The 22,167-nt window shown below is 73.5% G+C and carries 17 protein-coding genes and 1 pseudogene; 10 read left to right on the top strand and 8 right to left on the bottom strand.

The genetic code is table 11. From position 1 onward, the window contains the following. Positions 1-152: 152 nt before the first annotated feature. The 3 genes from HCK00_RS08330 to HCK00_RS08320 all read left to right on the top strand — a co-directional run bounded on the left by HCK00_RS08330 (position 153) and on the right by HCK00_RS08320 (position 2,001). The gene (locus HCK00_RS08330; protein ID WP_168101158.1) at positions 153-461 is read left to right on the top strand and encodes a GNAT family N-acetyltransferase; all 309 of its coding nucleotides are present in this window, start codon (positions 153-155) and stop codon (positions 459-461) included. Positions 462-492: 31 nt separating this feature from the next. After that, positions 493-924 carry a (4Fe-4S)-binding protein gene (locus HCK00_RS08325; RefSeq protein ID WP_168101157.1) on the top strand — a complete coding sequence of 144 codons (432 nt, stop codon included), beginning with the start codon at positions 493-495 and terminating at the stop codon, positions 922-924. Between the two features lie 207 nt (positions 925-1,131). After that, positions 1,132-2,001 carry an alpha/beta fold hydrolase gene (locus HCK00_RS08320; protein WP_168101156.1) on the top strand — a complete coding sequence of 290 codons (870 nt, stop codon included), beginning with the start codon at positions 1,132-1,134 and terminating at the stop codon, positions 1,999-2,001. A 182-nt stretch (positions 2,002-2,183) separates the two neighbouring features. Here the strand turns inward: HCK00_RS08320 and HCK00_RS08315 are convergent, their stop codons facing one another. The 3 genes from HCK00_RS08315 to HCK00_RS08305 all read right to left on the bottom strand — a co-directional run bounded on the left by HCK00_RS08315 (position 2,184) and on the right by HCK00_RS08305 (position 3,520). Next, entirely contained in the window at positions 2,184-2,741 is a 558-nt protein-coding gene (locus HCK00_RS08315) for a MarR family winged helix-turn-helix transcriptional regulator (RefSeq protein ID WP_168101155.1), read from the bottom strand. A 69-nt stretch (positions 2,742-2,810) separates the two neighbouring features. Beyond that, complete coding sequence (locus HCK00_RS08310) at positions 2,811-3,206, bottom strand: nuclear transport factor 2 family protein (RefSeq protein ID WP_240965373.1); 396 nt, start codon at positions 3,204-3,206, stop codon at positions 2,811-2,813. A 2-nt stretch (positions 3,207-3,208) separates the two neighbouring features. Further along, positions 3,209-3,520, bottom strand: coding sequence for a MoaF-related domain-containing protein (locus HCK00_RS08305; protein ID WP_168101153.1), 312 nt, complete (start codon positions 3,518-3,520; stop codon positions 3,209-3,211). A 227-nt stretch (positions 3,521-3,747) separates the two neighbouring features. Here HCK00_RS08305 and HCK00_RS08300 point away from each other — a divergent pair, with 227 nt between their 5' ends. Next, positions 3,748-5,859: a thioredoxin domain-containing protein gene (locus HCK00_RS08300; RefSeq protein WP_168101152.1), complete on the top strand. Its 2,112-nt coding sequence runs from the start codon at positions 3,748-3,750 to the stop codon at positions 5,857-5,859. Positions 5,860-6,162: 303 nt separating this feature from the next. Here the strand turns inward: HCK00_RS08300 and trhA are convergent, their stop codons facing one another. After that, positions 6,163-6,750 (bottom strand): PAQR family membrane homeostasis protein TrhA, encoded by a 588-nt coding sequence (trhA, locus tag HCK00_RS08295; RefSeq protein WP_240965405.1) that lies wholly within the window; start codon positions 6,748-6,750, stop codon positions 6,163-6,165. A 569-nt stretch (positions 6,751-7,319) separates the two neighbouring features. Between trhA and HCK00_RS08290 the strand changes: the two genes are divergently transcribed. Continuing rightward, positions 7,320-9,125, top strand: coding sequence for a phosphoenolpyruvate carboxykinase (GTP) (locus HCK00_RS08290; RefSeq protein ID WP_168101150.1), 1,806 nt, complete (start codon positions 7,320-7,322; stop codon positions 9,123-9,125). A gap of 428 nt (positions 9,126-9,553) precedes the next feature. On the opposite strand, the gene HCK00_RS08285 is transcribed toward HCK00_RS08290, so the two are convergent. The 3 genes from HCK00_RS08285 to HCK00_RS08275 form a co-directional block, all read right to left on the bottom strand. Next, entirely contained in the window at positions 9,554-9,988 is a 435-nt protein-coding gene (locus tag HCK00_RS08285; RefSeq protein WP_168101149.1) for an SCO4983 family protein, read from the bottom strand. 344 nt (positions 9,989-10,332) lie between these two features. Continuing rightward, the gene (locus HCK00_RS08280; protein ID WP_168101148.1) at positions 10,333-11,544 is read right to left on the bottom strand and encodes a pyridoxal phosphate-dependent aminotransferase; all 1,212 of its coding nucleotides are present in this window, start codon (positions 11,542-11,544) and stop codon (positions 10,333-10,335) included. 609 nt (positions 11,545-12,153) lie between these two features. Then, positions 12,154-13,584 (bottom strand): alanine racemase, encoded by a 1,431-nt coding sequence (locus HCK00_RS08275; RefSeq protein WP_168101147.1) that lies wholly within the window; start codon positions 13,582-13,584, stop codon positions 12,154-12,156. A gap of 633 nt (positions 13,585-14,217) precedes the next feature. Here HCK00_RS08275 and uppS point away from each other — a divergent pair. Together uppS and HCK00_RS08265 are read left to right on the top strand one after the other, a co-directional pair. Further along, positions 14,218-14,880 (top strand): annotated as a pseudogene (uppS, locus tag HCK00_RS08270) (polyprenyl diphosphate synthase); the annotation flags it as partial. Positions 14,881-15,059: 179 nt separating this feature from the next. Next, entirely contained in the window at positions 15,060-16,715 is a 1,656-nt protein-coding gene (locus tag HCK00_RS08265; RefSeq protein ID WP_311765211.1) for an oxygenase MpaB family protein, read from the top strand. Between the two features lie 225 nt (positions 16,716-16,940). Here HCK00_RS08265 and HCK00_RS08260 read toward each other — a convergent pair whose 3' ends face one another. Then, positions 16,941-18,314: a M14 family metallopeptidase gene (locus HCK00_RS08260; protein WP_168101145.1), complete on the bottom strand. Its 1,374-nt coding sequence runs from the start codon at positions 18,312-18,314 to the stop codon at positions 16,941-16,943. Positions 18,315-18,659: 345 nt separating this feature from the next. On the opposite strand from HCK00_RS08260, the gene HCK00_RS08255 reads away from it, so the two are divergent. The 3 genes from HCK00_RS08255 (at position 18,660) to cpaB (ending at position 22,164) form a co-directional block, all read left to right on the top strand. Then, positions 18,660-19,994: an Nramp family divalent metal transporter gene (locus HCK00_RS08255; RefSeq protein ID WP_311765210.1), complete on the top strand. Its 1,335-nt coding sequence runs from the start codon at positions 18,660-18,662 to the stop codon at positions 19,992-19,994. A gap of 454 nt (positions 19,995-20,448) precedes the next feature. Then, entirely contained in the window at positions 20,449-21,294 is an 846-nt protein-coding gene (locus HCK00_RS08250) for a zinc ribbon domain-containing protein (RefSeq protein ID WP_168101144.1), read from the top strand. A 159-nt stretch (positions 21,295-21,453) separates the two neighbouring features. Continuing rightward, positions 21,454-22,164, top strand: a complete 711-nt coding sequence (cpaB, locus tag HCK00_RS08245) for a Flp pilus assembly protein CpaB (RefSeq protein WP_168101143.1) — start codon at positions 21,454-21,456, stop codon at positions 22,162-22,164. The last annotated feature ends 3 nt before the right edge of the window (positions 22,165-22,167 follow it).

Below are 22,167 nucleotides of genomic sequence, written 5' to 3'. Positions count from 1 at the left end.
GCCTCCCGCGGGTGCTCCCCCCGGGCCTCGCCGCCGGCCTCCCGCGGGGGCCTCGTGGCGCGCGGACGGGAATGACTGGCGCGTGAGGTAAGTTGATGCATCAACTGGATGGTCCGGCGTGGATGCCCACGCGGAGAGCGCACGGAGGAAACGTGGCAGTGGAAGTGAAGGACGTTCCCGAGGCCAAGCGGTACGAGGCCCGAATCGAGGGGGAGTCCGGCGTCGCGGGCTTCGCGCAGTACATCCGGACGCCGGAACTCATCGCGTTCGTGCACACCGAGGTCGGGCCGGAGCACGAGGGCCGGGGGGTCGGATCGGCGCTGGCCCGCACCGCCCTCGACGAGGCGCGCACCGCGAACCTTCGCGTGCTGGCCACCTGCCCGTTCTTCGCGGGATGGATCGCCCGGCACCCCGAGTACCAGGACCTGCTGTACCAGTCCCGCAGCAAGGTCAGCGACTGAACACCGGACAGGACGGCGGCGAGAGGCCCTTATGAGCAGCGGAACCGCGAAGAGCGGGAAGAAGACGTACACGGGCCGGTCCGTCACGGTGACGTTCGAGGCCGGGCGGTGCCTGCATGCCGCTGAATGTGTCAACGGCCTCCCGGGCGTCTTCGACCTGGGCGAACGCCCGTGGATACGGCCGGACGGCGCCGAGGCCGAGCGCCTCGTCGAGGTGGTGGAACGCTGCCCCTCGGGCGCGCTGCGCCACGAACGCGTGGACGGCCCGGCGGAGACCCCGGACCGGCCCACGCGGATCACGCGCGGCCCCGCCGGGCAGCTGACCGTGCGCGGTGAGCTGAGCGTGGACACGGCGGACGGCCCGCGCGCCGAGACCAGGGCCGTGCTGTGCGGCTGCGGGCAGAGCCGCCGGCAGCCGTACTGCGACCACGCCGGACCTTGCGGCCGGACGCCGGCGGAGTGACCCACCGGGCCCCACGGGCCCGCACGCGCGTGGGGCGGAGCCGCCGGACGGGAATCCGTGCGGCGGTGGTTTCCGAAGGCCCGGCCTCCGTGCGGCCAGTGGCGGATATGTGCCATTTATGCCGGTTCACCGGCGGCCACACAGGAAACACCGGGAATGTGACACCACGGGCCCCGACGCCCGCGGCGACTCGGAAAGGACGAGCACATGGGGTACATCACCGCAGGGACCGAGAACAGCACTCCGGTCGAGCTCTACTACGAGGACCAGGGCGCGGGCCGGCCCGTCGTCCTCATCCACGGATATCCGCTGAACGGGCACAGCTGGGAGCGCCAGACCCGCGAGCTCCTGGCCGCCGGGCACCGCGTCATCACCTACGACCGCCGCGGCTTCGGCAGGTCCTCGAAGGTGAACTCGGGTTACGACTACGACACCTTCGCCGCGGACCTCAACACCGTGCTGGAGACGCTCGACCTGCGGGACGTCGTCCTGGTGGGCTTCTCGATGGGCACGGGCGAACTCGCGCGTTACGTCGCCCGGCACGGGCACGACCGGGTCGCGGCGCTCGCCTTCCTCGCCTCGCTGGAGCCGTTCCTCGTCGCCCGGGAGGACAACCCCGAGGGCGTGCCGCAGGAGGTCTTCGACGGCATCGAGGCGGCGGCGAGGAACGACCGGTACGCCTGGTACACACAGTTCTTCTCGGACTTCTACGACCTTGAGCAGAACCTCGGCAGCCGGATCAGCCAGGAGGCCGTCACCGCGAGCTGGAACGTGGCGACATCGAGCGCCCCCGTCGCCGCCTACGCGGTCGTCCCCGCCTGGATCGAGGACTTCCGCGCCGACGTCGGGGCGGTCCGCGACAGCGGCAAGCCGGCGCTGATCCTGCACGGCACGGCCGACAAGATCCTGCCCATCGACGCCACCGCGCGCCGCTTCCGGCGGGAGCTGCCCGAGGCGGAGTACGTGGAGATCGAGGGCGCCCCGCACGGACTGCTCTGGACGCACGCCGAGGAGGTCAACTCGGCCCTGCTCTCCTTCCTCGGCCGGACCGGTGGGGGCGGCGGCAGTCAGGGGTGACCGTCCGCGACCGCGAGGGGATTCACCCCGCCGATGAGGCTCCGCCGCGGCCGCCGGCCGCGACGGGGTCCGCCTGCCACCCCGTCCCGGAGGAAGGAGCTTCCCTTCCTTCAGGGCATGGGCGCGCAGAACGTCGCGCAGTTCGGGACCGCCGGGCGGGACCGGGCCCGGGCCGGGGCGGTTCAGGGACCGTCCGTCGCCGGGGCGGTCCCGCGTCCGTCGTCCGCCCGCTGGGGCGCAGCCGTTCGATCGCCGTCGAGAAAACTGACGATGCGCGCACCGGCGTCGCCGAGCGCGGCGGTCGCGGTCTCGCCGAGTCCGTCGAAGAGCGGGTCGCGGATCTCGCGGCGCTGGGAGCGGAGCACGCGGCTGACGAGGAGCTGTCCCTCGCGGGTCAGTGTCGCCTCGGACGCGCGGCGCCCGCCCGCCACGGGGCGGCGCGTGACGAGCCCTTGGCGTTCGAGAGCGGCGAGGGCGTGGCTGACGCGGCTCTGCGAGAAGCGGAGGACGTCGGCGAGGCTCTTGAGCCCAAGGGTCCGGTCCTCGGCGGCGCTGAGGAGCACGAGAAGTTTGAAGTGGCCGTGTGAGATCCCGCCGTCACGTTGGGTCTGCCGTTCGAGGGCGGTCTCGAGAAGGTGCGTTGCGAGAATCAGGTCGTGCCATACGGCGGCCCGGCCGGGGCCGTCGTCGGGGCCGGTTCGTGCGCGGATGCCGCGCCCGGTGTTCGGTGGTGGCGTCACCCTCTCATCCTCTCGCCCCCGGTGGGAGGGGCGGAGCGGTCGCCCCGCCCCTCCCACGCGCCCGTAACGTCAGACCATCGGGTTGCCGCTGGCGGTCGATCCGGGCGGGGTGAGCTCCTGTACGACGTCCCAGTGCTCGACGATGCGGCCGTTCTCCAGGCGGAAGATGTCGACGATCACCACGGGGCCGGGGGCCCAGCCGTGGACGATGCTGTGGGTGAACACCAGATCGCCCTGGGCCGCGGTGCGTTGCGGCTCCCAGGAGAATCCCCGCAGGCCGGGTACGGCGGCGCGCAGCGTGCCGAGGCCGTCGGGCATCTGGGGGCTGTGCTGCACGTACGGTTCGGCCCAGTAGCGGTCCAGCGCGGTGAGGTCCTTCTCGACGAAGAGCTCACGCATCGCGGTGACCACGATCTCGGTGTTCCGCTGTGCCTGGCCGTCTTCGGTGACGGTACTGCCGGTCATGGTCATGCCTCCGTGATGGTTCCGGCGAGGTGGTACAGGTGGCCGTCGACGGTGACGTTGGAGTAGAGCGTCGCGTTGGCGAAGTCCTCCACGTGCGTGACGGTGGCGCCGCCGGCCTCGGTCCAGGAGTTCAGGTAGACACCGTCGCGGATCTTCTTCAGGTCGAGCGTGACGGTCTCGGCGTGGCCGTCCGGGGCGAGTCCCCCGCCCTCCTCCACGACGAAGCTGCCCTGCGACGGCGAGTCGAAGGTGAACCTCACCTTCAGCGGCCCCAGGTCGAACCTGAAGCTCCTGCCGACCAACTGCGTGGTCATGGCGTTCCTTCCCTTCCGGTGCCGGGAAATCCGGCATTGACTTGAACGTTCAAGTCAGCGCGATGATTCCCGCCCTCCGCCGTCTCCCCGAGCGGTCCGGCGCCACGTCACGGCACCTCGCCGCGGGGAGGCCGGCGGAGCGGCCACGGCGTGCCACCGGCGCCACCCCGGGCCGGCCGCGTGACGGTGCCGGATCCGCCGGCCGGGATCATGCAACGATGGTGGGTATGAATCGCCTGGCCGACTCGCAGTCGCCCTATCTGCTGCAACACGCCGCCAACCCGGTGGACTGGTGGCCCTGGCAGGAGGAGGCGTTCGAGGAAGCGCGGCGGCGTGGTGTGCCCGTCCTGCTGTCGGTCGGCTACTCGGCCTGCCACTGGTGCCATGTGATGGCCCATGAGTCCTTCGAGGACGCCGAGACGGCCCGCTACCTCAACGCCCACTTCGTCGCCGTCAAGGTCGACCGCGAGGAGCGGCCCGACGTGGACGCCGTCTACATGGAGGCCGTGCAGGCCGCCACCGGCCACGGCGGCTGGCCGATGACGGTCTTCCTCACCCCGGACGCCGAGCCCTTCTACTTCGGCACCTACTTCCCGCCCGCCCCGCGCGCCGGCACGCCCTCCTTCCGGCAGGTGCTGGAGGGCGTGGTGGCCGCGTGGAGCGACCGCCGCGACGAGGTCGGTGAGGTCGCCGGGCGCATCACCCGGGAGCTGTCCTCCCGTACCCTCGCCCTCGGCGGCGACGGCGCCGTGCCGCCCGGCGAGGAGGAACTGCACGCCGCGCTGCTGGCGCTCACCCGCGACTACGACGCGGCGCGCGGCGGTTTCGGCGGGGCGCCGAAGTTCCCGCCGTCGATGGTGCTGGAGTTCCTGCTCCGCCACCACGCCCGCACCGGCTCCGAGGCGGCGCTCCAGATGGCCGCCGACACCTGCGAGGCGATGGCCCGCGGCGGCCTCTACGACCAGCTCGGCGGCGGCTTCGCCCGCTACTCGGTGGACCGCGACTGGATCGTGCCGCACTTCGAGAAAATGCTGTACGACAACGCGCTGCTGCTGCGCGTGTACGCGCATCTGTGGCGGTCCACCGGCTCGGACCTGGCCCGCCGGGTGGCGCTGGAGACGGCCGGCTTCCTCCTGCGCGAACTGCGCACCCCCGAGGGCGGTTTCGCCTCCGCGCTGGACGCCGACAGCGCCGTGCCGGACGGCGCTGTGCCGGACGGCGCCGGGGGGAGCGCGGACGGCCCCGGGGGGAGCGCGGCCGGTGGCGGGGCGCCGCACGCCGAGGGCGCGTTCTACGTCTGGACGCCCGGGCAGCTCCGCGAGGTGCTCGGCGAGGAGGACGCGAGGCTCGCGGCCGGCTGGTTCGGGGTCACGGACGACGGCACCTTCGAGGAGGGCGCGTCCGTGCTGCGCCTGCCCGGTGAGGGGCTGACCGACGGGGAGCGGATCGCCGCGATCCGGGAGCGGCTGACCGCCGCCCGCGACCGCCGTCCCCGGCCCGGCCGGGACGACAAGGTGGTCGCCGCCTGGAACGGCCTGGCCGTGGCCGCCCTCGCGGAGGCCGGTGCCTATTTCGACCGCCCCGACCTGGTCGAGGCCGCCACGGAGGCGGCGGACCTGCTGGTCCGGGTGCACCTGGACGAATCCGGCCGGCTCGCCCGGACCTCCCGCGACGGCCGGGCGGGCGCGAACGCCGGGGTGCTGGAGGACTACGCGGACGTCGCCGAGGGCTTCCTCGCGCTCTCCTCCGTCACGGGCGAGGGCGTCTGGGTGGAGTTCGCCGGGCTGCTGCTCGACACCGTCCTGCGCCACTTCCGCGGGGAGGACGGGGCGTTCCACGACACGCCGGACGACGGCGAGCGGCTGATCCGCCGCCCGCAGGACCCGGCCGACCAGGCCACCCCGTCCGGCTGGTCCGCCGCGGCGGGCGCGCTGCTGTCGTACGCGGCGTACACCGGCAGCTCCGCGCACCGTGAGGCCGCGGAGAAGGCGCTCGGCGTGGTGCGCGCGCTGGCCCCGCGGGTCCCGCGGTTCACCGGCTGGGGGCTCGCCGTCGCGGAGGCCGCGCTGGACGGGCCGCGCGAGGTGGCCGTGATCGGCCCGGCCGGTGACCCGGCGACGCGCGAGCTGCACCGCACGGCGCTGCTGGGGACGGCGCCCGGGGCGGTCGTCGCGCTGGGGGAACCCGGCGCCGAGGAGCCGCCCCTGCTGCGGGACCGGCCGCTGCTGGACGGCCGTCCGGCGGCGTACGTCTGCCGGGGCTTCGTCTGCGAGCGGCCCACCGCGGACCCGGACGAGTTGGCCGGACGGCTCGCGGGCCCGGACGGCCACGGCGGCTGAGCGCCCGGGGTACGGGGCCGGCGCCTCCCGGCGACCCGGGAGGCGGCGGTTCGGGACACGGAGGTTCGGGGCGTCCGGTCTGCCGTGAGGCCAGGCGGGCCGGACACACTTCGGGACGCCAGGGACGCCAGGGACGCCAGGGACGCCAGGGACGCCAGGGACGCCACGGACGCCGGGGGCCGGGCCCCGGCGCGCACGGCGCCCCGACGCTCCCGGGCCCGGTCCCGACCGGCCGCCGGCCCGGTCGGAAGGCGGACGGGCCGGGCGGTGACCGGGATCGGAGCGCGACCGGAGCGCGGTCGATCAGAGCGCGATCAGCAGGATCGACACGTAGTGCGTGACGAAGGCCGCCAGCGTGAACGAGTGGAACACCTCGTGGAAGCCGAAGAACCGCGGTGAGGGGTTGGGCCGTTTCAGCGCGTAGATGACCCCGCCCGCGCTGTAGAGCAGCCCGCCGGCGATCACCAGGACGAGGACCGCGACCCCGCCCGCCCGCATGAAGTCCGGCAGGAAGAAGACCGCCGCCCAGCCCATCGCGATGTAGCAGGGCGTGTAGAGCCAGCGCGGCGCGCCGACCCACAGCACCCGGAAGGCGATTCCGGCGATGGCGGCGCCCCAGACCGCCCAGAGCAGTGCCTCGCGGGTGCCGTCGGGGAGCAGCAGGATCGTCAGCGGGGTGTAGGTGCCCGCGATGATCAGGAAGATGTTCGCGTGGTCGAGCCGGCGCAGCACGGCTGTGGCGCGCGGCCCCCAGTTGCCGCGGTGGTACAGCGCGCTGACGCCGAAGAGCAGGCAGGCGCTCAGTGTGTAGACGGCGCAGGCGACCCGTCCCTCGGTGGTGTCGGCCAGCGCGGTGAGGAAGATCCCGGAGACCAGCACCGCGGGGAACATGCCCGCGTGCAGCCAGCCCCGCAACCGCGGTTTGACCGGCCGGTGGAGGTCGAGCGGGACCACGCCGGGGCCCTCGGTGGGCGCGTTCCCGGGGTGTGCGGGGTGCTCGGGGTCCTCGGCACGGACGGCCTCGCGGGAGGCATCGGATGCGGCAGTCATAGGCCAATGCTAGCTACGCATGCGTAGGTTCTTGCCGCCGACGGTGGTCCTTCGGGGAGAACTGGAGGGACATCAGGGGTGATCAGGGGTGATCGGCGGGGAACGGCGCGTGTTCATGCTCACATGGGAGGCCCTCTGGACAGATGAGCTGGAGAAGCGGACACTCAAATGAGTGCGGTCGACACCGGATGAGCATGGATGAGCAGGAGTGCGGCATCCGGGTCGCGGCCCCCACGGGGCAACACCCGCACGCGGCGCCCGCACCGGGCGTGGCGTGCGCCGACGGGCATCAGGGACAGGGATGCCCGTCGTGACCCTCGCTATCTGACGCCGGAGCGGCGCGGTTCCGGCGGAACGGAGTGATCGTGGCGCTCAGCGCTGTGTCTCCCGGGGGCGGCCCCGGTACCCCCGTGGCCACCCCACCCCCCACCGGCCACCGGGAGCTGGTGACCTGGGTCGGCGAGATCGCCGCCCTCACCCAGCCGGACCGGGTGGTCTGGTGCGACGGCTCCGAGGCGGAGTACGAGCGGCTGTGCGAGGAACTGGTCGCCAAGGGGACCTTCACCAGGCTCGACCCGGTCAAGCGGCCCCGCTCGTACCACGCGGCCTCCGACCCGAGCGACGTGGCGCGCGTCGAGGACCGCACCTTCATCTGCTCGGAGAAGGAGGAGGACGCGGGCCCCACCAACCACTGGAAGGCCCCCGCCGAGATGCGGGAGATCTTCACCGGTGAGAACGGTGTCTTCCGCGGCTCCATGCGCGGCCGGACGATGTACGTGGTGCCCTTCTGCATGGGCCCCCTCGGCTCGCCGCTCTCCGCGATCGGGGTCGAGATCACCGACTCCGCGTATGTCGCCGTCGCCATGCGCACCATGACCCGGATGGGGCGGCCCGTCCTCGACGAGCTCGGCTCCGACGGCTTCTTCGTCAAGGCCGTGCACACCCTGGGCGCCCCCCTGGCCGAGGGTGAACAGGACGTGCCCTGGCCCTGCAACTCCACCAAGTACATCTCGCACTTCCCCGAGACCCGCGAGATCTGGTCCTACGGCTCGGGGTACGGCGGCAACGCCCTGCTCGGCAAGAAGTGCTACGCGCTGCGCATCGCCTCGGTGATGGCCCGGGACGAGGGCTGGCTCGCCGAGCACATGCTGGTGCTCAAGCTCACCCCGCCGCGCGGCGAGTCCCGTTACGTGGCCGCGGCCTTCCCCTCCGCGTGCGGCAAGACCAACCTCGCCATGCTGGAGCCCACCCTCCCCGGCTGGACCGTGGAGACCATCGGCGACGACATCGCCTGGATGCGCTTCGGCGAGGACGGCCGGCTCTACGCGATCAACCCGGAGGCCGGCTTCTTCGGCGTCGCCCCGGGCACGGGCGAGCACACCAACGCCAACGCCATGAAGACCCTCTGGGGCAACTCCGTCTTCACCAACGTGGCGCTCACCGACGACGGTGACGTCTGGTGGGAGGGCATGACCGAGGAGCCCCCGGCGCACCTGACGGACTGGAAGGGCAACGACTGGACCCCGGCCTCCGGGACCCCGGCGGCCCACCCCAACGCCCGCTTCACCGTCCCGGCCGGGCAGTGCCCGACCATCGCGCCCGAGTGGGAGGACCCGGCGGGCGTGCCGATCTCGGCGATCCTCTTCGGCGGGCGCCGGGCCTCCGCCGTCCCGCTGGTCACCGAGTCCTTCGACTGGCAGCACGGGGTCTTCCTCGGCGCCAACGTCGCCTCCGAGAAGACGGCCGCCGCCGAGGGCAAGGTCGGGGAGCTGCGCCGCGACCCGTTCGCCATGCTGCCGTTCTGCGGCTACAACATGGGCGACTACATGGGCCACTGGGTGCGGACCGGTCAGCGGGCCGACCCGGGGAAGCTGCCGAGGATCTACTACGTCAACTGGTTCCGCAAGGACGCCGACGGCCGTTTCGTGTGGCCGGGCTTCGGTGAGAACAGCCGGGTGCTCAAGTGGATCGTCGAGCGCCTGGAGGGGCGCGGCGAGGGTACCGAGACGCCCATCGGCATCGTGCCGGCCAAGGGCGCCCTGGACACCGAGGGGCTCGACCTCTCCGAGGAGGAGCTGGAGTTCCTGCTCGGCGTGGACCGGGAGACCTGGCGCCACGAGGCGTCGCTGATCCCGGAGCACCTGGAGACCTTCGGCGAGCACACGCCGAAGGAGATGTGGGAGGAGTACCGGGCGCTCGTGGAGCGGCTGGGCTGATCCGGCGGTCGCGGCCGCCGGCCCTCACGGCCGGCGGCGCGTCCGGGTCCCGCGCGCGGGTGGTCGGCTCCCGCGCGCCGGAGGGACGGACGCGGTGACTCCCCTCCGCGTTCCCCCGCCTCCTGGGCGAAACCGGTGGCCGGGTGCGGCACGTACCGCACCCGGCCACCGGTTTTCGTGCCCGTTCCGCCGATTCCGGGGGGTCCTGCCGGTCCTGCCGGGCCTGCCGGGCCTGCCGGGCCTGCCGGGCCTGCCGGTCCTGCCGGGCCCGGCGGCTCTGCCGGATCGGTCCTGCCGGGCCCCGGCTCGGTGGTCCCGGCTCCGTGGACCCGGGTACGTACCGGGGCTCCCCGGCCCGCCGGGTCTCGGGTTCGGGGAGGGGCGCCGGGGTCGCGGGCCCTGTCGCCGGGCCGCGCGGCCCCGGCGCGTCAGCGGCCCGCCCCCGAGAGGGCGGAATCGGCGCCACCGAGAGCGGCGGCGTGCGCGTCCATACGCTCGGCGGAGAGGATCGCGGCGCCCGTGTCCGCCCGGGACGCGGCCACCACCAGCGCCCGCCCGGCGAGCATGTGCGCCCGCCGGTGCAGCGCCGTGAGGCGGTCGGCGTCCGGCTCGCCGGATACGGGTACGACGGCGGCGCGGGCCGGGCGGGAACCGCGCAGTGCGGCGATCCGCTCGGCCAGCCGCTCGGCGGCCCGGTCCAGGGAGTCGTCCGGCACGAGGGTGCGCAGCTCGTCGGTGACGGCGAGCAGCGTGGCCAGGTGTCCGGCGAGCTGGATGTCCAGCTCCTCCCTGCGGGTCCGGCGGGGCAGCGACGTCGGCTCTCCCATGGCGTGGACCGACTTGGAGCGGATCGGTTCGTACATGGTGGGCCTCCTCGGATGAGGCGGCCATCCTACCTTGGAACCTGTCTAAAGTTGACTCCGTTCGCATGCGGAGTTCCCGGCTCTTCGCGGGGGCGTGGTGCCGGTGGGGCCGGGGTTCACCGGTGGGGCGGCGGTGGGCCCGCGGAGGGCGCGGACCCGCTGCTCCCGGTCCTCCGCCGGCCGGGAGAACCCCGCACCGGAAGCCCGCCCCGCGCCGCCGGAAGAAGGTGCTCGGACGCGGGAAGGGCCTCCGCCCGCCGGTATGGCGGGAACGGAGGCCCTTCCCGGGGAACGGCGCGACGGTGCGGCCCGGACGGCCGGGCCCACCGCCGGGGCCGGTGCGGTCAGTACTGGCTGTAGCCGTCGAGGAACTGGCCGATCCGGTGGACCGCGTCCGCCAGATCCTCCTTGTGCGGCAGGGTCACCAGACGGAAGTGGTCGGGTTCGGGCCAGTTGAAGCCCGTCCCCTGCACGATCATGATCTTCTCGGCGCGGAGCAGGTCCAGCACCATCTGCCGGTCGTCCTTGATCTTGTAGACCTTGGGGTCGAGGCGGGGGAAGGCGTACAGCGCCCCCTTGGGCTTCACGCAGGTCACGCCCGGGATCTGGGTCAGCAGTTCGTACGCCGTGTCCCGCTGTTCCAGCAGCCGCCCGCCCGGGAGCACCAGTTCCTTGATCGACTGCCGCCCGCCGAGGGCCACCGCCACCGCGTGCTGGGCCGGCACATTGGCGCACAGCCGCATGTTGGCGAGGATCGTCAGCCCCTCCATGTAGCTGGAGGCGTGTTCCTTGGGGCCGCAGACCGCCAGCCAGCCGCTGCGGAAACCCGCGACCCGGTAGGACTTGGAGAGGCCGTTGAAGGTGAGGACCAGCAGGTCCGGGGCGATCGCGGCGGTGGGGGTGTGGGTGGCGCCGTCGTAGAGGATCTTGTCGTAGATCTCGTCGGAGCAGACGATCAGATGGTGGCGGCGGGCGATCTCCGTGATGCCGCGGACCAGCTCGTCGTCGTAGACCGCGCCGGTGGGGTTGTTCGGGTTGATGACGACGATCGCCTTGGTGCGGTCGGTGATCTTGCGCTCGATGTCGGCGAGATCGGGCATCCAGTCGGCCTGCTCGTCGCAGCGGTAGTGCACGGCCGTCCCGCCGGAGAGGGACACCGCGGCCGTCCACAGCGGATAGTCGGGGGCGGGGACCAGCACCTCGTCCCCGTCGTCGAGGAGCGCCTGCATCGACATCTGGATCAGCTCGGAGGCGCCGTTGCCGAGGTAGACGTCCTCGACGTCCAGCTCGATGCCCTGGGTCTGGTAGTGCTGCATGACCGCGCGGCGGGCGGTGAGCAGCCCCTTCGCGTCTCCGTACCCGTGGGCGGTGCCCAGCGTGCGGAGCATGTCCTCGAGGATCTCCGGGGGGCACTCGAAACCGAACGGCGCCGGGTTGCCCGTGTTGAGCTTGAGGATGCGGTGCCCTGCCGCCTCCAGCCGCATCGCCTCCTCCAGAACCGGTCCCCGGATCTCGTAGCAGACGTTTGCGAGCTTCGTTGACTGGATCACCTGCATGTTCGCCACGATACGGCGGCCCGCGGGGGGCCGCTCGGTGTTTTCCGCCACGCGGGTCCGCCGCCCGGACGGCCCCGGCCCACCGCCCGGTGCCTCCCGCGGAACGCCCGCGCGGGCGGCGGGCGGCGGGGCGGGAGCCGGGTCTGCCGGCGGCCGTCTTCGATGCGGAAGCGGACGCCGCCCGGCGCATACGGAAGTGCGGCCGGCCGACCCGGCACGGCTTCGAAAGTGGAGGCGAGGGAGCGGCGGGCCGGTCCCGGGCGGAGCTGGGTCCGGGGCGTCCTCCGGGGCGGTCGCGGAGCCCGGGGGCGGTCCGTGGGTGGTGTTCGCCGGGCGAATGTGACGTCCGCCACGCGCCCCCGGGCCCGCCCCGGCCGCGCTCCCCGCCAGGTCGGGAACGGGACCGGCCGGGGCCGGGGGCCGGGCACGGCCGCCGGAGGACTCCGGGATCCCGGTGCGGCGGGACCGGCGGGGTCCGGGGCCGCGCACCGGCGGAACCGGGGTGGGGCAGCCGGTGCGCCGTGGACGTCGGAGGGGTGAGGGCGCCGGAAGAAGGCGCGGTCGGAAGGAGGCACGGTCAGAAGAAGGTGCGGTCGGAAGGAGGCGCGGTCAGAAGAAGGTGCGGACGAGATCCACCACCGTCCCGTCCTCCTCCGTCACCACGGGGATGAGCTGCCAGCGGTCGAAGACGGTGCACGGATGCGACAGCCCCAGCGCCACCCAGTCGCCCACCTCCAGGGCCTCCCCCTCCCCGGTGACGTCCAGCCAGGCGTGCTGGTCGGACAGGGCCCGCACCGTGAGGCCCGTGGCGGGCCGCTCCCGCCCGTCCCGCGCGGACCGCACCCGGCGGGGAACCGGGAGGTGGAGGTCGGAGGGGGCGTCGCGCTTGCCCGCGTTGAGGAACGCCTGGCCCGGCTCGGGCCGGGAGAGCACCTGGGTCCAGAGGCGGAACGCGGGCCGCAGGGCGCCCTCCTGCGGGACGCGGTTGAAAGGCGTCAGCCGCCGGTAGTGGACGTCGTCGTGGCTCACGTAGGCGCCGGAGCGCAGGAGCCGCAGCACCGGCCGGGACAGTTCCGGGAGTTCCGCGAACACCTCCGCCACGGCGTCGAACCAGGCGCTCCCGCCCGCGCTCACCACGATCTCGCCGCCCTCCGCCGCCTCACCGTCCCCGGCCGGCGGGGCGAGGTGCGTGAAGTGGCCCTCCGCGTCCAGCCTGACGGCGAGTGCCACCAGCCGGCGCAGCCAGGCCGTGACCCGTTCGGGGTCCGCGTCCGGCACCTCGCCCTCGTAGCCGGCGACCCCGGCCGGCCGCAGGGTGCGGGCCCGGGTCACGGCGGCGGCGACCGCGGCGCCCTCGTCCTCGGTCCGCACCCCCGTGCGGGCGTGGGGGCCCGCGCCCAGTTCGATGACGACATCGAGCGGGCGGGAGGCGCCACAGGCGGTGCGGGCCGCGTCCATCAGTTCGACCCCGCGCACCGAGTCGGCGTAGACCACGCAGCGGAACGCCGGGTCGGCGTCGAGTTCCGCGGCCAGCCAGCGCAGCGCGGCCGGGTCGACGAGCTGGTTGGCGAGGAAGATCCGGCGGAAGCCGAAGGCCCGGCAGACCCGCATCTGGTGGGGCACGGCCACCGTGACGCCCCAGGCGCCGTGGGCCAGTTGGCGCGCGAAGAGCGCGGGGGCCATGGAGGTCTTGCCGTGTGGCGCGAGGGCCAGGCCATGGGCGGCGGCGTACCGGCCCATCAGCGCCACATTGTGTTCCAGCGCCTCGGCCGAGAGCGCCAGGACGGGGGTGGTGAAGCCGCCGGTGAACAACGAGCGACGCTGGGCGGCCAGTTCGCCCACGGTGAGCCCTTCCGCGTCCGGCGGGAGACCCTTGAAACGGTGGTCCACGGTCTCCGTGGCGAGCCGTTCGGCGACGGCCTCCGGGGTGGGGCCGGCCGGGCCGTGGGGCACGGTGACGGCTGTCGCCGCGGACGTGGGGGCGGGACGAGGTCCGGTGGCGGGATCGGTGGTCGGGCCGGTGGTGTGGTCGGCGGTCATCGGGCCTCCCGGGCGCGGGTGTGCGGGCGTGCTTCCTCGTCCCTGCCCTACCCCGTCGGGCCGGGACGGTTCGATCGCCCGGCGGAGGGCGAGCCGGGGCGGTGTCCCGGACGAGGGCCGGGCAGGGGCCGTTCGGCGCCTCGCGGGCGGGCGGGGAGGGGGTGTCGCGGGGGCCGTGGGCGGGGGAGCCGTCACCGTGCGCCGGAGCGGGGCCGGGACCAGGGGGTGAGAGCCGGGAAGGAGGGCGAGGCCGGCAGTCACGGCGAAGGCGACCACGTCGAAGGCGGCACCGCAAGATTCGGTCAGCAGTTCGCAGGGTGAAGGTGGAGCGCGGTCGCCGCGACCGGATTCGGGGGCTGCCACTCTGCTTCAGGTGCGATCGTCACACTCTCCCGATCACCCTATTGATCGGCGGTGAGGGGCGGGCCGTGCCGCCTCGTGACGAGGCCGGCGGGGGACCCGGCCGGTTCGTGGGCGGTGCCGCGCCGGGGTGTCATCAGTTGCGGGCGGAGGACTGACGTGATCGTGAGGCACACCGCGGACGAGACAAGGGGCGGTCCCGGTTCCGGCCCCGGGGCCCGGTCCGCCGGAGGCGACCGGTCGCGCCGGGTCCCCCGGCACGTGGCCTGTGTCATGGACGGCAACGGACGGTGGGCGGCCCGGCGGTCGCTGCCGCGGACGTCGGGGCACCGGGCCGCGGAGACGACGGTCATCGACGTCATCGAGGCGGCCCGGGCCGCGGGCGTGGAGTGGCTGAGCCTGTACGCCTTCTCCACCGAGAACTGGAGCCGGCCGGGCGCCGAGGTCGACTATCTGATGCGGCTGGTCCGCGAGGTGGTACGCAAGCACGCCCCGCTGCTGCTCGCGCGGGGGGTCCGCTGCCGTTTCCTCGGGGTGAGTGACCCCAGGATTCCCCCGGAGCTGGCCCGGGACTTCGCCGACCTGATGACCCTGACGGGTGAGAACCGCGGCATGACCTTGACTGTCGCGTTCGACCACGGCGGACGCGGGGACATCGTCGCGGCCGCCCGGTCGCTGATACGCGCCGGAGTGGCGGCCGAGGCGGTGGACGAGCGGAGCTTCGCCGCCCATCTGCCCTTCCCCGACACGCCCGACGTGGACCTGGTCATCCGGACCTCCGGGGAACAGCGCATCTCCAACTTCATGCTCTGGCAGGTCGCCTACGCGGAGTGGGTCTTTCCGGACGTGCTCTGGCCCGATTTCCGGGCGCCGCACTTCCTCGCCTGCCTGCACAGCTACCGGCAGCGCGACCGCCGCTTCGGCGGCGTGCCGCCGGCCGGGCAGGCGGGCGGGCCTCCGAGCGGCCCCCCTGGCCCGATGCCCGAGCGGGACCCCGGCCCCGTCTCCCGGCGCGCCCCCGGCCGGTTCCCCGAGCAGATCCCCGGTGACACCCCTGACCAGACTCCTGGCCAGACCCCTGACCAGACCCCCGACCAGAAGGGAGAACCCCCGACGTGACCACCGCAGAAGGCGGACGCCCCGGCAGCGCGGCCCAGCACGGTCCGACCGGCACCACCGGCACCGGCACCCCGCTCGGCACCGAGACCGAGACCGAGACCCGGGGCCGGACCGAGGACGAGTCCGGCGCCGAGCCCCGGCCCGGCGGCCCGCGGCCGGCCGCGGCGGACGGAGCCGATCCGTCGCCCGGCACCGCCCCGTACTTCCGGGAACTCTTCGACGATCCGCGCTGGGGGCCGGCCATGGTCCGGGCGGTCGTGCTGGAGGCCGCGCACCCGCAGGTCGGCGCGGCGCTGATCGACAACTCCACGTTCGTCGCCCACCCGTGGCGGCGGCTCCGGAACACCTTCGAGAGTCTGCGGCGCATGTTCGGGGACGACGAACAGGTACGGCTCCGGGAGGCCGCGCGGCTGAACCGCCTCCACTCCCGGATCGCCGGAACCGACCCCCAGGGCCGCCCCTACGCCGCGACGGACCCCGCGGTACGGGCCTGGGTGGTGGCGACCCTCTTCGAGTCCGCCGTGACCATGTGCCGGGTGAGCGGACAGCCGCTGGAGCAGCACGTCATGGAAGGTCTGTACGCCGAGTTCCGGGCCTACCTGGCCGTCATGGAAGGGGGCCCCGGCCATCTGCCGCCCACCCTGGCCGAGTTCTGGCCCTGGTACGACCGCGTGGTGGCCGAGGAGCTGGAGAACACGGAGGCGATGCGGATCATCCTCTACCGCCTGTTCGACCATCTGCCCGCTCCGGCCCTGCTGAGCGGGGTGCCCACGCTGTGGGCGGCCGGCCGGGCCGTCGCGGGCCCGCTCATCGGGGCGATCACCGTCGCCTCGCTCCCGGAGCCGTTCCGCCGGAGGGCCGGGCTGCCCGAGACGCCCGGCGCCCAGACCCTGATGCAGGGGGCGTATCTGGCCGCCGGGCTGGCCCGGTTCCTGCCGGAGGGCCTGCTCCGGGCCGACGCGATCGCCGACCTGCTGGCGCTCTCGCCCGGCGGCGACGACCCGCGGGCCAAGGCGGTCACCGCCCTGCACGACAGGATCAAACGGGCCGGGGCGCTGATCCGCCTCGTCACTCCGCTCTCCCCGGTACCGGGACCGGCGTCGCGTACCGCCGCCGAACGCGGCGCGGAGGAGTTCTTCCGCGACGTGCTCGACCAGACCGGCGACGGGTACGTGACCTGGCCGGACCTCGCCGCCATGGCCCGCGAGCTGTCCACCCGCCTCGATCTGGACGAGCCCGAGGAGACCCGGCTCTACGACGCGTACGCCGCATGGTGGCGTGAACTCCGGGCCGCCCTGGACACGGACGGGGACGGCCGCGTCAGCGCCGGCGAGTACGCCGCCGCCGCTCCCTCCCTGGCCGGACCCGCACTGATCAGGGTGGCCGAGGTCCTCTTCGACGCCACCGACAAGGACGGCAACGGGCACATCGACGCGGACGAGTACCGGGGGCTGTTCCGGACCGCGTTCCGCCGCGACACCGGCCCCTCCGCCGTGCCCGGCGCCTCCGCGGCTTCCGGCCCCTCCGGTGTTCCCGGTGCCGGCCGCGCCGGTACGGTCCTCGACCGGGCCGATTTCGTCCGGGACTTCCTGTCCTTCATGTCCGGCCGCCTGCGATCGACGGCCTACGACCCGCTGCTCGCCCAGGCCTGAGCGGCTCCGGGGCCGCCGGCGCCCCGGTGCCTGCCCCTCGGCCGTGTCCGCCCGCCCCTCGTCCGCGCCCGTCCTGCCCCGGGCGCGTGGCGAGTCCCCGGGCCGGGGGCCGTGCCGGTGCCGGCACGGCCCCCGGCCGTTCGGCCCTTCGTTCGTACCGCCGCTCAGCGGCTCAGTCGTTCAGTCGTTCGAGCCGCTCAGCGGTTCCGCGGTCCAGCCGTTCGTTCAGCCGCCCGGGCAGTACTGGGCCTCCTTGCCGATGGAGCGGTACATGCAGTCGGCGTTCTCGACGAGCTGGAGCACCGCGTCCCGGTTGCGGCCGGTCTCCCGCTCGATCACCTCGTCGGGCGGGTAGAAGCCACCGCCGGAGGCCGACCGCGGATACATCTCGAAGGTGTAGGAGAAGATCTTCTGGTTGGCCCACATCCAGTCGTTGACGCTGCCGTCGGTGATGTAGAGGTCGCTGGACTGCTGTGCGGTGTAGCCGTTGCTCGCGGCCATCTTGCGGCCCACGGTGGCGAAGGCGTCGCGGTCGTCCTGGGTGAGCCCGGACGCGGTGTCGGAGTAGGTGTAGCCGTAGGGCCAGAGCACCAGCTCGCTGTAGGTGTGGAAGTCGATGCCCGCCGTGATCTGCTGCTTGCCGCCGACGACCCGGCTCCGGACGAAGTCGGTGACCACCTTCACCTCGGGGGTGGAGCCGGCGGACGGGCCCCGGTAGGTCTCCGAGGAGGGGCTGGAGGAGGAGCCGCCGCAGCAGCCCCACTGGTAGGGCCAGTTGCGGTTGATGTCGGTGCCGACCGCGGAGGAGCCGGAGTTCGGCTGCCGGTTCTTCCGCCAGGAGCGGTAGGAGCCGGTGGCGATGTCGTACTCACCGCCGTCCGGGTTGAGGTCCGGGATGATCCAGATCTCACGGCCGTTCACCGCCCGGGTGATGCGGTCGTCCTTGCCGTAGCCGGCGCCGAACTCGCGCAGCAGGTAGAGCGCCATCTCGACGGTCAGGTGCTCGCGGGCGTGCTGGTGGTGGGTGAAGAGGATCTCCGGTTCGTTCTCGTCCGTGCCGACGTTGTCGCTGATCTTGACGGCGACGATGTCCCGGCCCTCGTAGGACTTGCCGATCACCCGCTTGCTCATGATCGAGGAGTGGGCGGCGACCCGGGCGTTGATCTCCGCGGTGGCCTCGGCGTAGTTGTGGTAGCCGGAGTCGGCCGGGGGGAAGTCCAGGGTCCGTGCCGGCCGGTCCGCCGAGCGGCGGGCGGGCGGCGCGGGCAGCGGGTCGAGGTCGTAGCCGAGTTCGCGCAGCTTCCGGGCCTGGCCGGCGTCGGCGGAGACCACCACGGAGTGGTCGCGCACCTCGTCGAGGGAGACGCCGGTGCCGGCGAGGAGGCGGGTCCGCCCGCCGGCGGTGGACGGGCCCGCGACCTCGTACTGACGGGTGGTCGTCTCGGCGGAGGCCACGCCGGTGAAGGTGTCGGCGCGGCCGGCCGGGCCGGTGAGGTCCGTGGCGGATGGCGCGCCGGTCTGGGAGAGGGGGACGGCGAGCGCGAGCGTCAGAAGAGCGGCGAGGGCGGTGACCCGTCGGCCGCGTGAAGGCAGTCGCATGGTGCGCCATGGTGGGGGTTTGGCATGAGCTGGTCAATGGGCCACGCCTGATACCGGACTGAAGTCACCGGTTGTGGTGCGTGAGGCGACCCGGACGGCGGTGGCGCGGTGCGGTGGCCGGCCGGCCCGCCGGTCCGGGACGTCAGGACCCTGGGGTGTGAGGAGGCCGGAGTGCGGGGGCGCGGGGGAGCGGGCGCCTGCGCCCCGGCGCCGGACGTTCAGGGCGGGCGGCGCCGGGGCGCGGGAGTGGAGCGGACCCGCGCGGGGAATGGCACCTCGTGTACGCGGGCCGCCCGCCGGTTCCGCGCGGTTCGACGGCGTGACGGGCACAGCGGAGGCGGTCCAGTGACATCTACGGGCGACACCGGCAGGACGGCGGCGAGCGGCGTCGGGCCCCCTCCCGGAACGGAGACGGCGGCCGCGGGCCCCCGCAAGCCGCGCTGGCGGTACATAGGCCCCGGCATGGTCGTCGCCGCGACGGGGGTCGGCGCGGGGGACCTGGTCGCCACCCTCATCGCCGGCAGCAAGTTCGGCTACACGCTGCTGTGGGCGGCCGTCATCGGCTGTCTCGTCAAGATCTCCCTGGCGGAGGCCGCCGGCCGCTGGCATCTGGCCACCGGCCGGACGATGTTCGAGGGCTGGCGCTCCCTCGGTTCCTGGACCACCGTCTACTTCGCCATCTACGTCGTCATCTGGGGTTTCGTCTACGGGGCGACGGCCATGTCGTCCAGCGCCCTGCCGATCGTCGCGCTCTTCCCCGACGGGCCCGGCCTCAAGACCTGGGCGGTGATCACCGGCCTGGTCGGCCTGGTCTTCGTCTGGTTCAACCACTACGCCGTCTTCGAGAAGGTGATGACGGCGCTGGTGGGCGTGATGTTCGTGGTCGTCGTCTACGTGGCGGTGCGGGTGGGCCCGGACGTGCCCGCGGCGCTCGCCGGCCTGGTGCCCGTCCTGCCGGACGGCTCGCTCCTCTACACGCTCGGGCTGATCGGCGGCGTCGGCGGGACGATCACCATGGCCGCGTACGGCTACTGGGTCAACGCCAAGGGGTGGACGGGGCCCGGGTGGATGAAGGTGATGCGGCTGGACAACCGCGTCGCCTACATCACCACCGGCATCTTCGTCGTCGCCATGCTGATCGTCGGCGCGGAACTGCTGCACTCCGCCCAGATCGCCCTCAACCAGGGGGACCGGGGCCTGCTCGACCTGGGGGACGTGCTGGCCGCCCGCTTCGGCGCCTTCACCGCCAAGCTCTTCCTGATCGGCTTCTTCGCCGCCTCCTTCTCCTCGCTGATCGGCGTCTGGCACGGCGTCAGCCTGCTCTTCACCGACTTCGTCCGGCACGTCCGCCGGACCCGGGCGGACGAACGCGGCGCGGTGGCCGAACTCGCCACCGGCGCCGCGGAGAAGTCGCTGCCCTTCCGCGGCTATCTGCTCTGGCTGACGTTCCCGCCGATCAGCCTGCTCTTCCTCGACCAGCCCTTCGGACTGGTGATCGCCTACGGCGTGCTGGGCGCGTTCTTCATGCCGTTCCTCGCCCTGACGCTGCTGTGGCTGCTCAACTCCGGCCGCACCCCGCGGGAGTGGCGCAACGGCTGGCTCAGCAACGGGATGCTGACGTCGGCAGGGCTGCTCTTCGTCGTGCTCTGCGTCCAGCAGGTCAGGGAACTGCCCTGGTGAGCGGGGGTTCCGCGGCCCGGTCCGAGCGGAGATCCGCCGCCGACCGGGCGCTGCCTCCCGGGGGCCGTTCCGGGGCCCCTTCCAGGGTCCGATCCGGGCTCCCTCCCGGGGTCCTCCCCACGCTCCTCCGCGGAAAGGGACAGACCGTGCTCCGTCGCCATGGGGAGATCGAATTCACCGATACCGGCGAACTGTTCTCCAACGACCACGGCCCGGATAAAGTGCTGTGACGGTAGCGATACGGTCGCGCTGCGCAGTGGTGTGCACAGCGGTGCGCACAGCGGTGTGGGCAGTGGTGTGCACAGCGGCGTGCACGGGGAACACAGCCGTAACCGCGGCCACGTCCACCATCGTGACCACGGTCGCGGTCACAGTCACCACCACGGCAACGACCGCGGGCGCGGGCGTCGGAGCGGCCGTCGGAGCGGCCGCCGGAGTGAACGGGGAGACCTGAGTGCCCACCGCGATAGCAGTCACCGCCCCCGATCTCGTCCTCCCGGCCCTCGACCGGCAGACGCCGTCCGCCACCGTCCTGACGCCGGACCAGCCGCTGGAGGAGAGCCTCGCCCGGACCTACGCGCTGATCGAGAGCCACGGCTATCTGATCGTGCTCTACCCGGCCGCCGGACCGGGCGCGGTCCACCGCCGGCTGCACGGCGTGCGGTCCATCCTGGAGAGCGACCGGATCGCCCTGCTCCCGCTGGACCTGCCGCCGCTGGCCGTCGCCGTCCTCGCGCACCAGCTCCGCCGCCTCTCGCTCTGCGAGTTCAGCCCCGGGGTGCTCGGCTCGGCCGTCCGGCTGCTCGCCCACTACGTGCACGCCGGGGCGCTGCTCTCCTCCGTGGCCCGGCTGGACCGCGTCTCCGTCGGGCTCCGTGAGCACGCCCGGTCCTGGGTGCCCGGCAGCCAGTTCGCCGTCCTGGCGGGCCCGGAGCCCGCGCTCACCCAGGTCACGCCCGGCGGCACCGTGCCCCCCGGCCCGCGGTACGCCACCGAGCTGGTCGTCGCGCGCGGCCAGCCGCCCTCCGACTGGGTCTTCACCACCCTCGCCCCCGCCTGGCGGGTGGCGAGCGTGCGGGAGGCGACCCTGCCCGCCGGCTCCGCCCGCTGGTGGGGGACGGGCCGGCTGGTCGAGTTCGCGGCGGCCATCCCCGATCTGGCGGTCCTGTACCAGCTCGTCGCCTCGGTCCGGACCGCGGAGTGCCGCTGGTGCGGGCTCGAACTGATCGGCGACCGCTGCGCCTTCTGCGGTACGCCCCTGGCACCCGGCGCGGCTCTCACCGCGGGGGCTCCCGGGTAACCCCCGCGCGCCCGGCCTGGGCCCGTCCGCTCCGTCCGCCCCTGGCCCGCCCGAGCCCTCCGCACGAACACCCCGAGCCCCAAGCCCCTCGAGTTCCCAGCCCCGAGCCCCAGCCCCCGAGTCCCGCCCGGACACCTTCCCGAACGAGGTCATACGTCCATGAACTCACGTCAGCGCCGCGGAGTGATCCTCCTGCTGCTCTCCGTCCTCTGCGCGGCCGGTGTCTTCGCCGGCGTGCTGGCGGTCATCGGCGACGTGCAGTCCAAGGTCGGCCCGGAGACGGCGGCCTACGAGGTGAAGACCGACATACGGCCCTACGAGCGGCTGTCCGCGGCGCAGTTCGAGCGGATCAGCGTGCCGGAGCGGTGGCTGCCGGAGACCGCCGTCACCGATCTCCGCGACCTCGACGGCAAGATCGCGCTCACCCCGCTCCGCAAGGGCTCGCTGCTCCAGCGCGACATGATCGTGGAGCGCCCGGCGCTGGAGGACGGTGAGCAGGAGATCGCCATCATGATCGACGCGGCGACGGGGGTGGCCGGCAAGATCCGTCCCGGCGCCCGCGTCAACATCTACGCCACCTTCGACGGCGCGGAGGAGGGCGAGCGGCCCCAGTCCAAGGTGATCGTCGAGAACGCCGAGGTCATCGACGTCGGCCGGCTCGCCCCCTTCGAGCGGGACAGCGAGGACCGGCGCAACGGCCGCACCACCGAGGCGGTGCCGATCACCTTCGCCCTCGGCACGCTCGACGCCCAGCGCGTCGCCTACGCCGAGTCCTTCGCCTCCCACGTCCGGCTCGCCCTGGTCGCGCCGGGCACCACGGAGTCCATCCGCCCCGGCGACCGCACGTACACCCTCGACGGGGACAAGTGAGGC

The organism is Streptomyces zingiberis, from assembly GCF_012034935.1.
GTDB lineage: Bacteria > Actinomycetota > Actinomycetes > Streptomycetales > Streptomycetaceae > Streptomyces > Streptomyces zingiberis.
The sequence above is the reverse complement of the archived record's forward strand: the minus strand, read 5'-3'. Positions and strand labels throughout refer to the sequence as shown.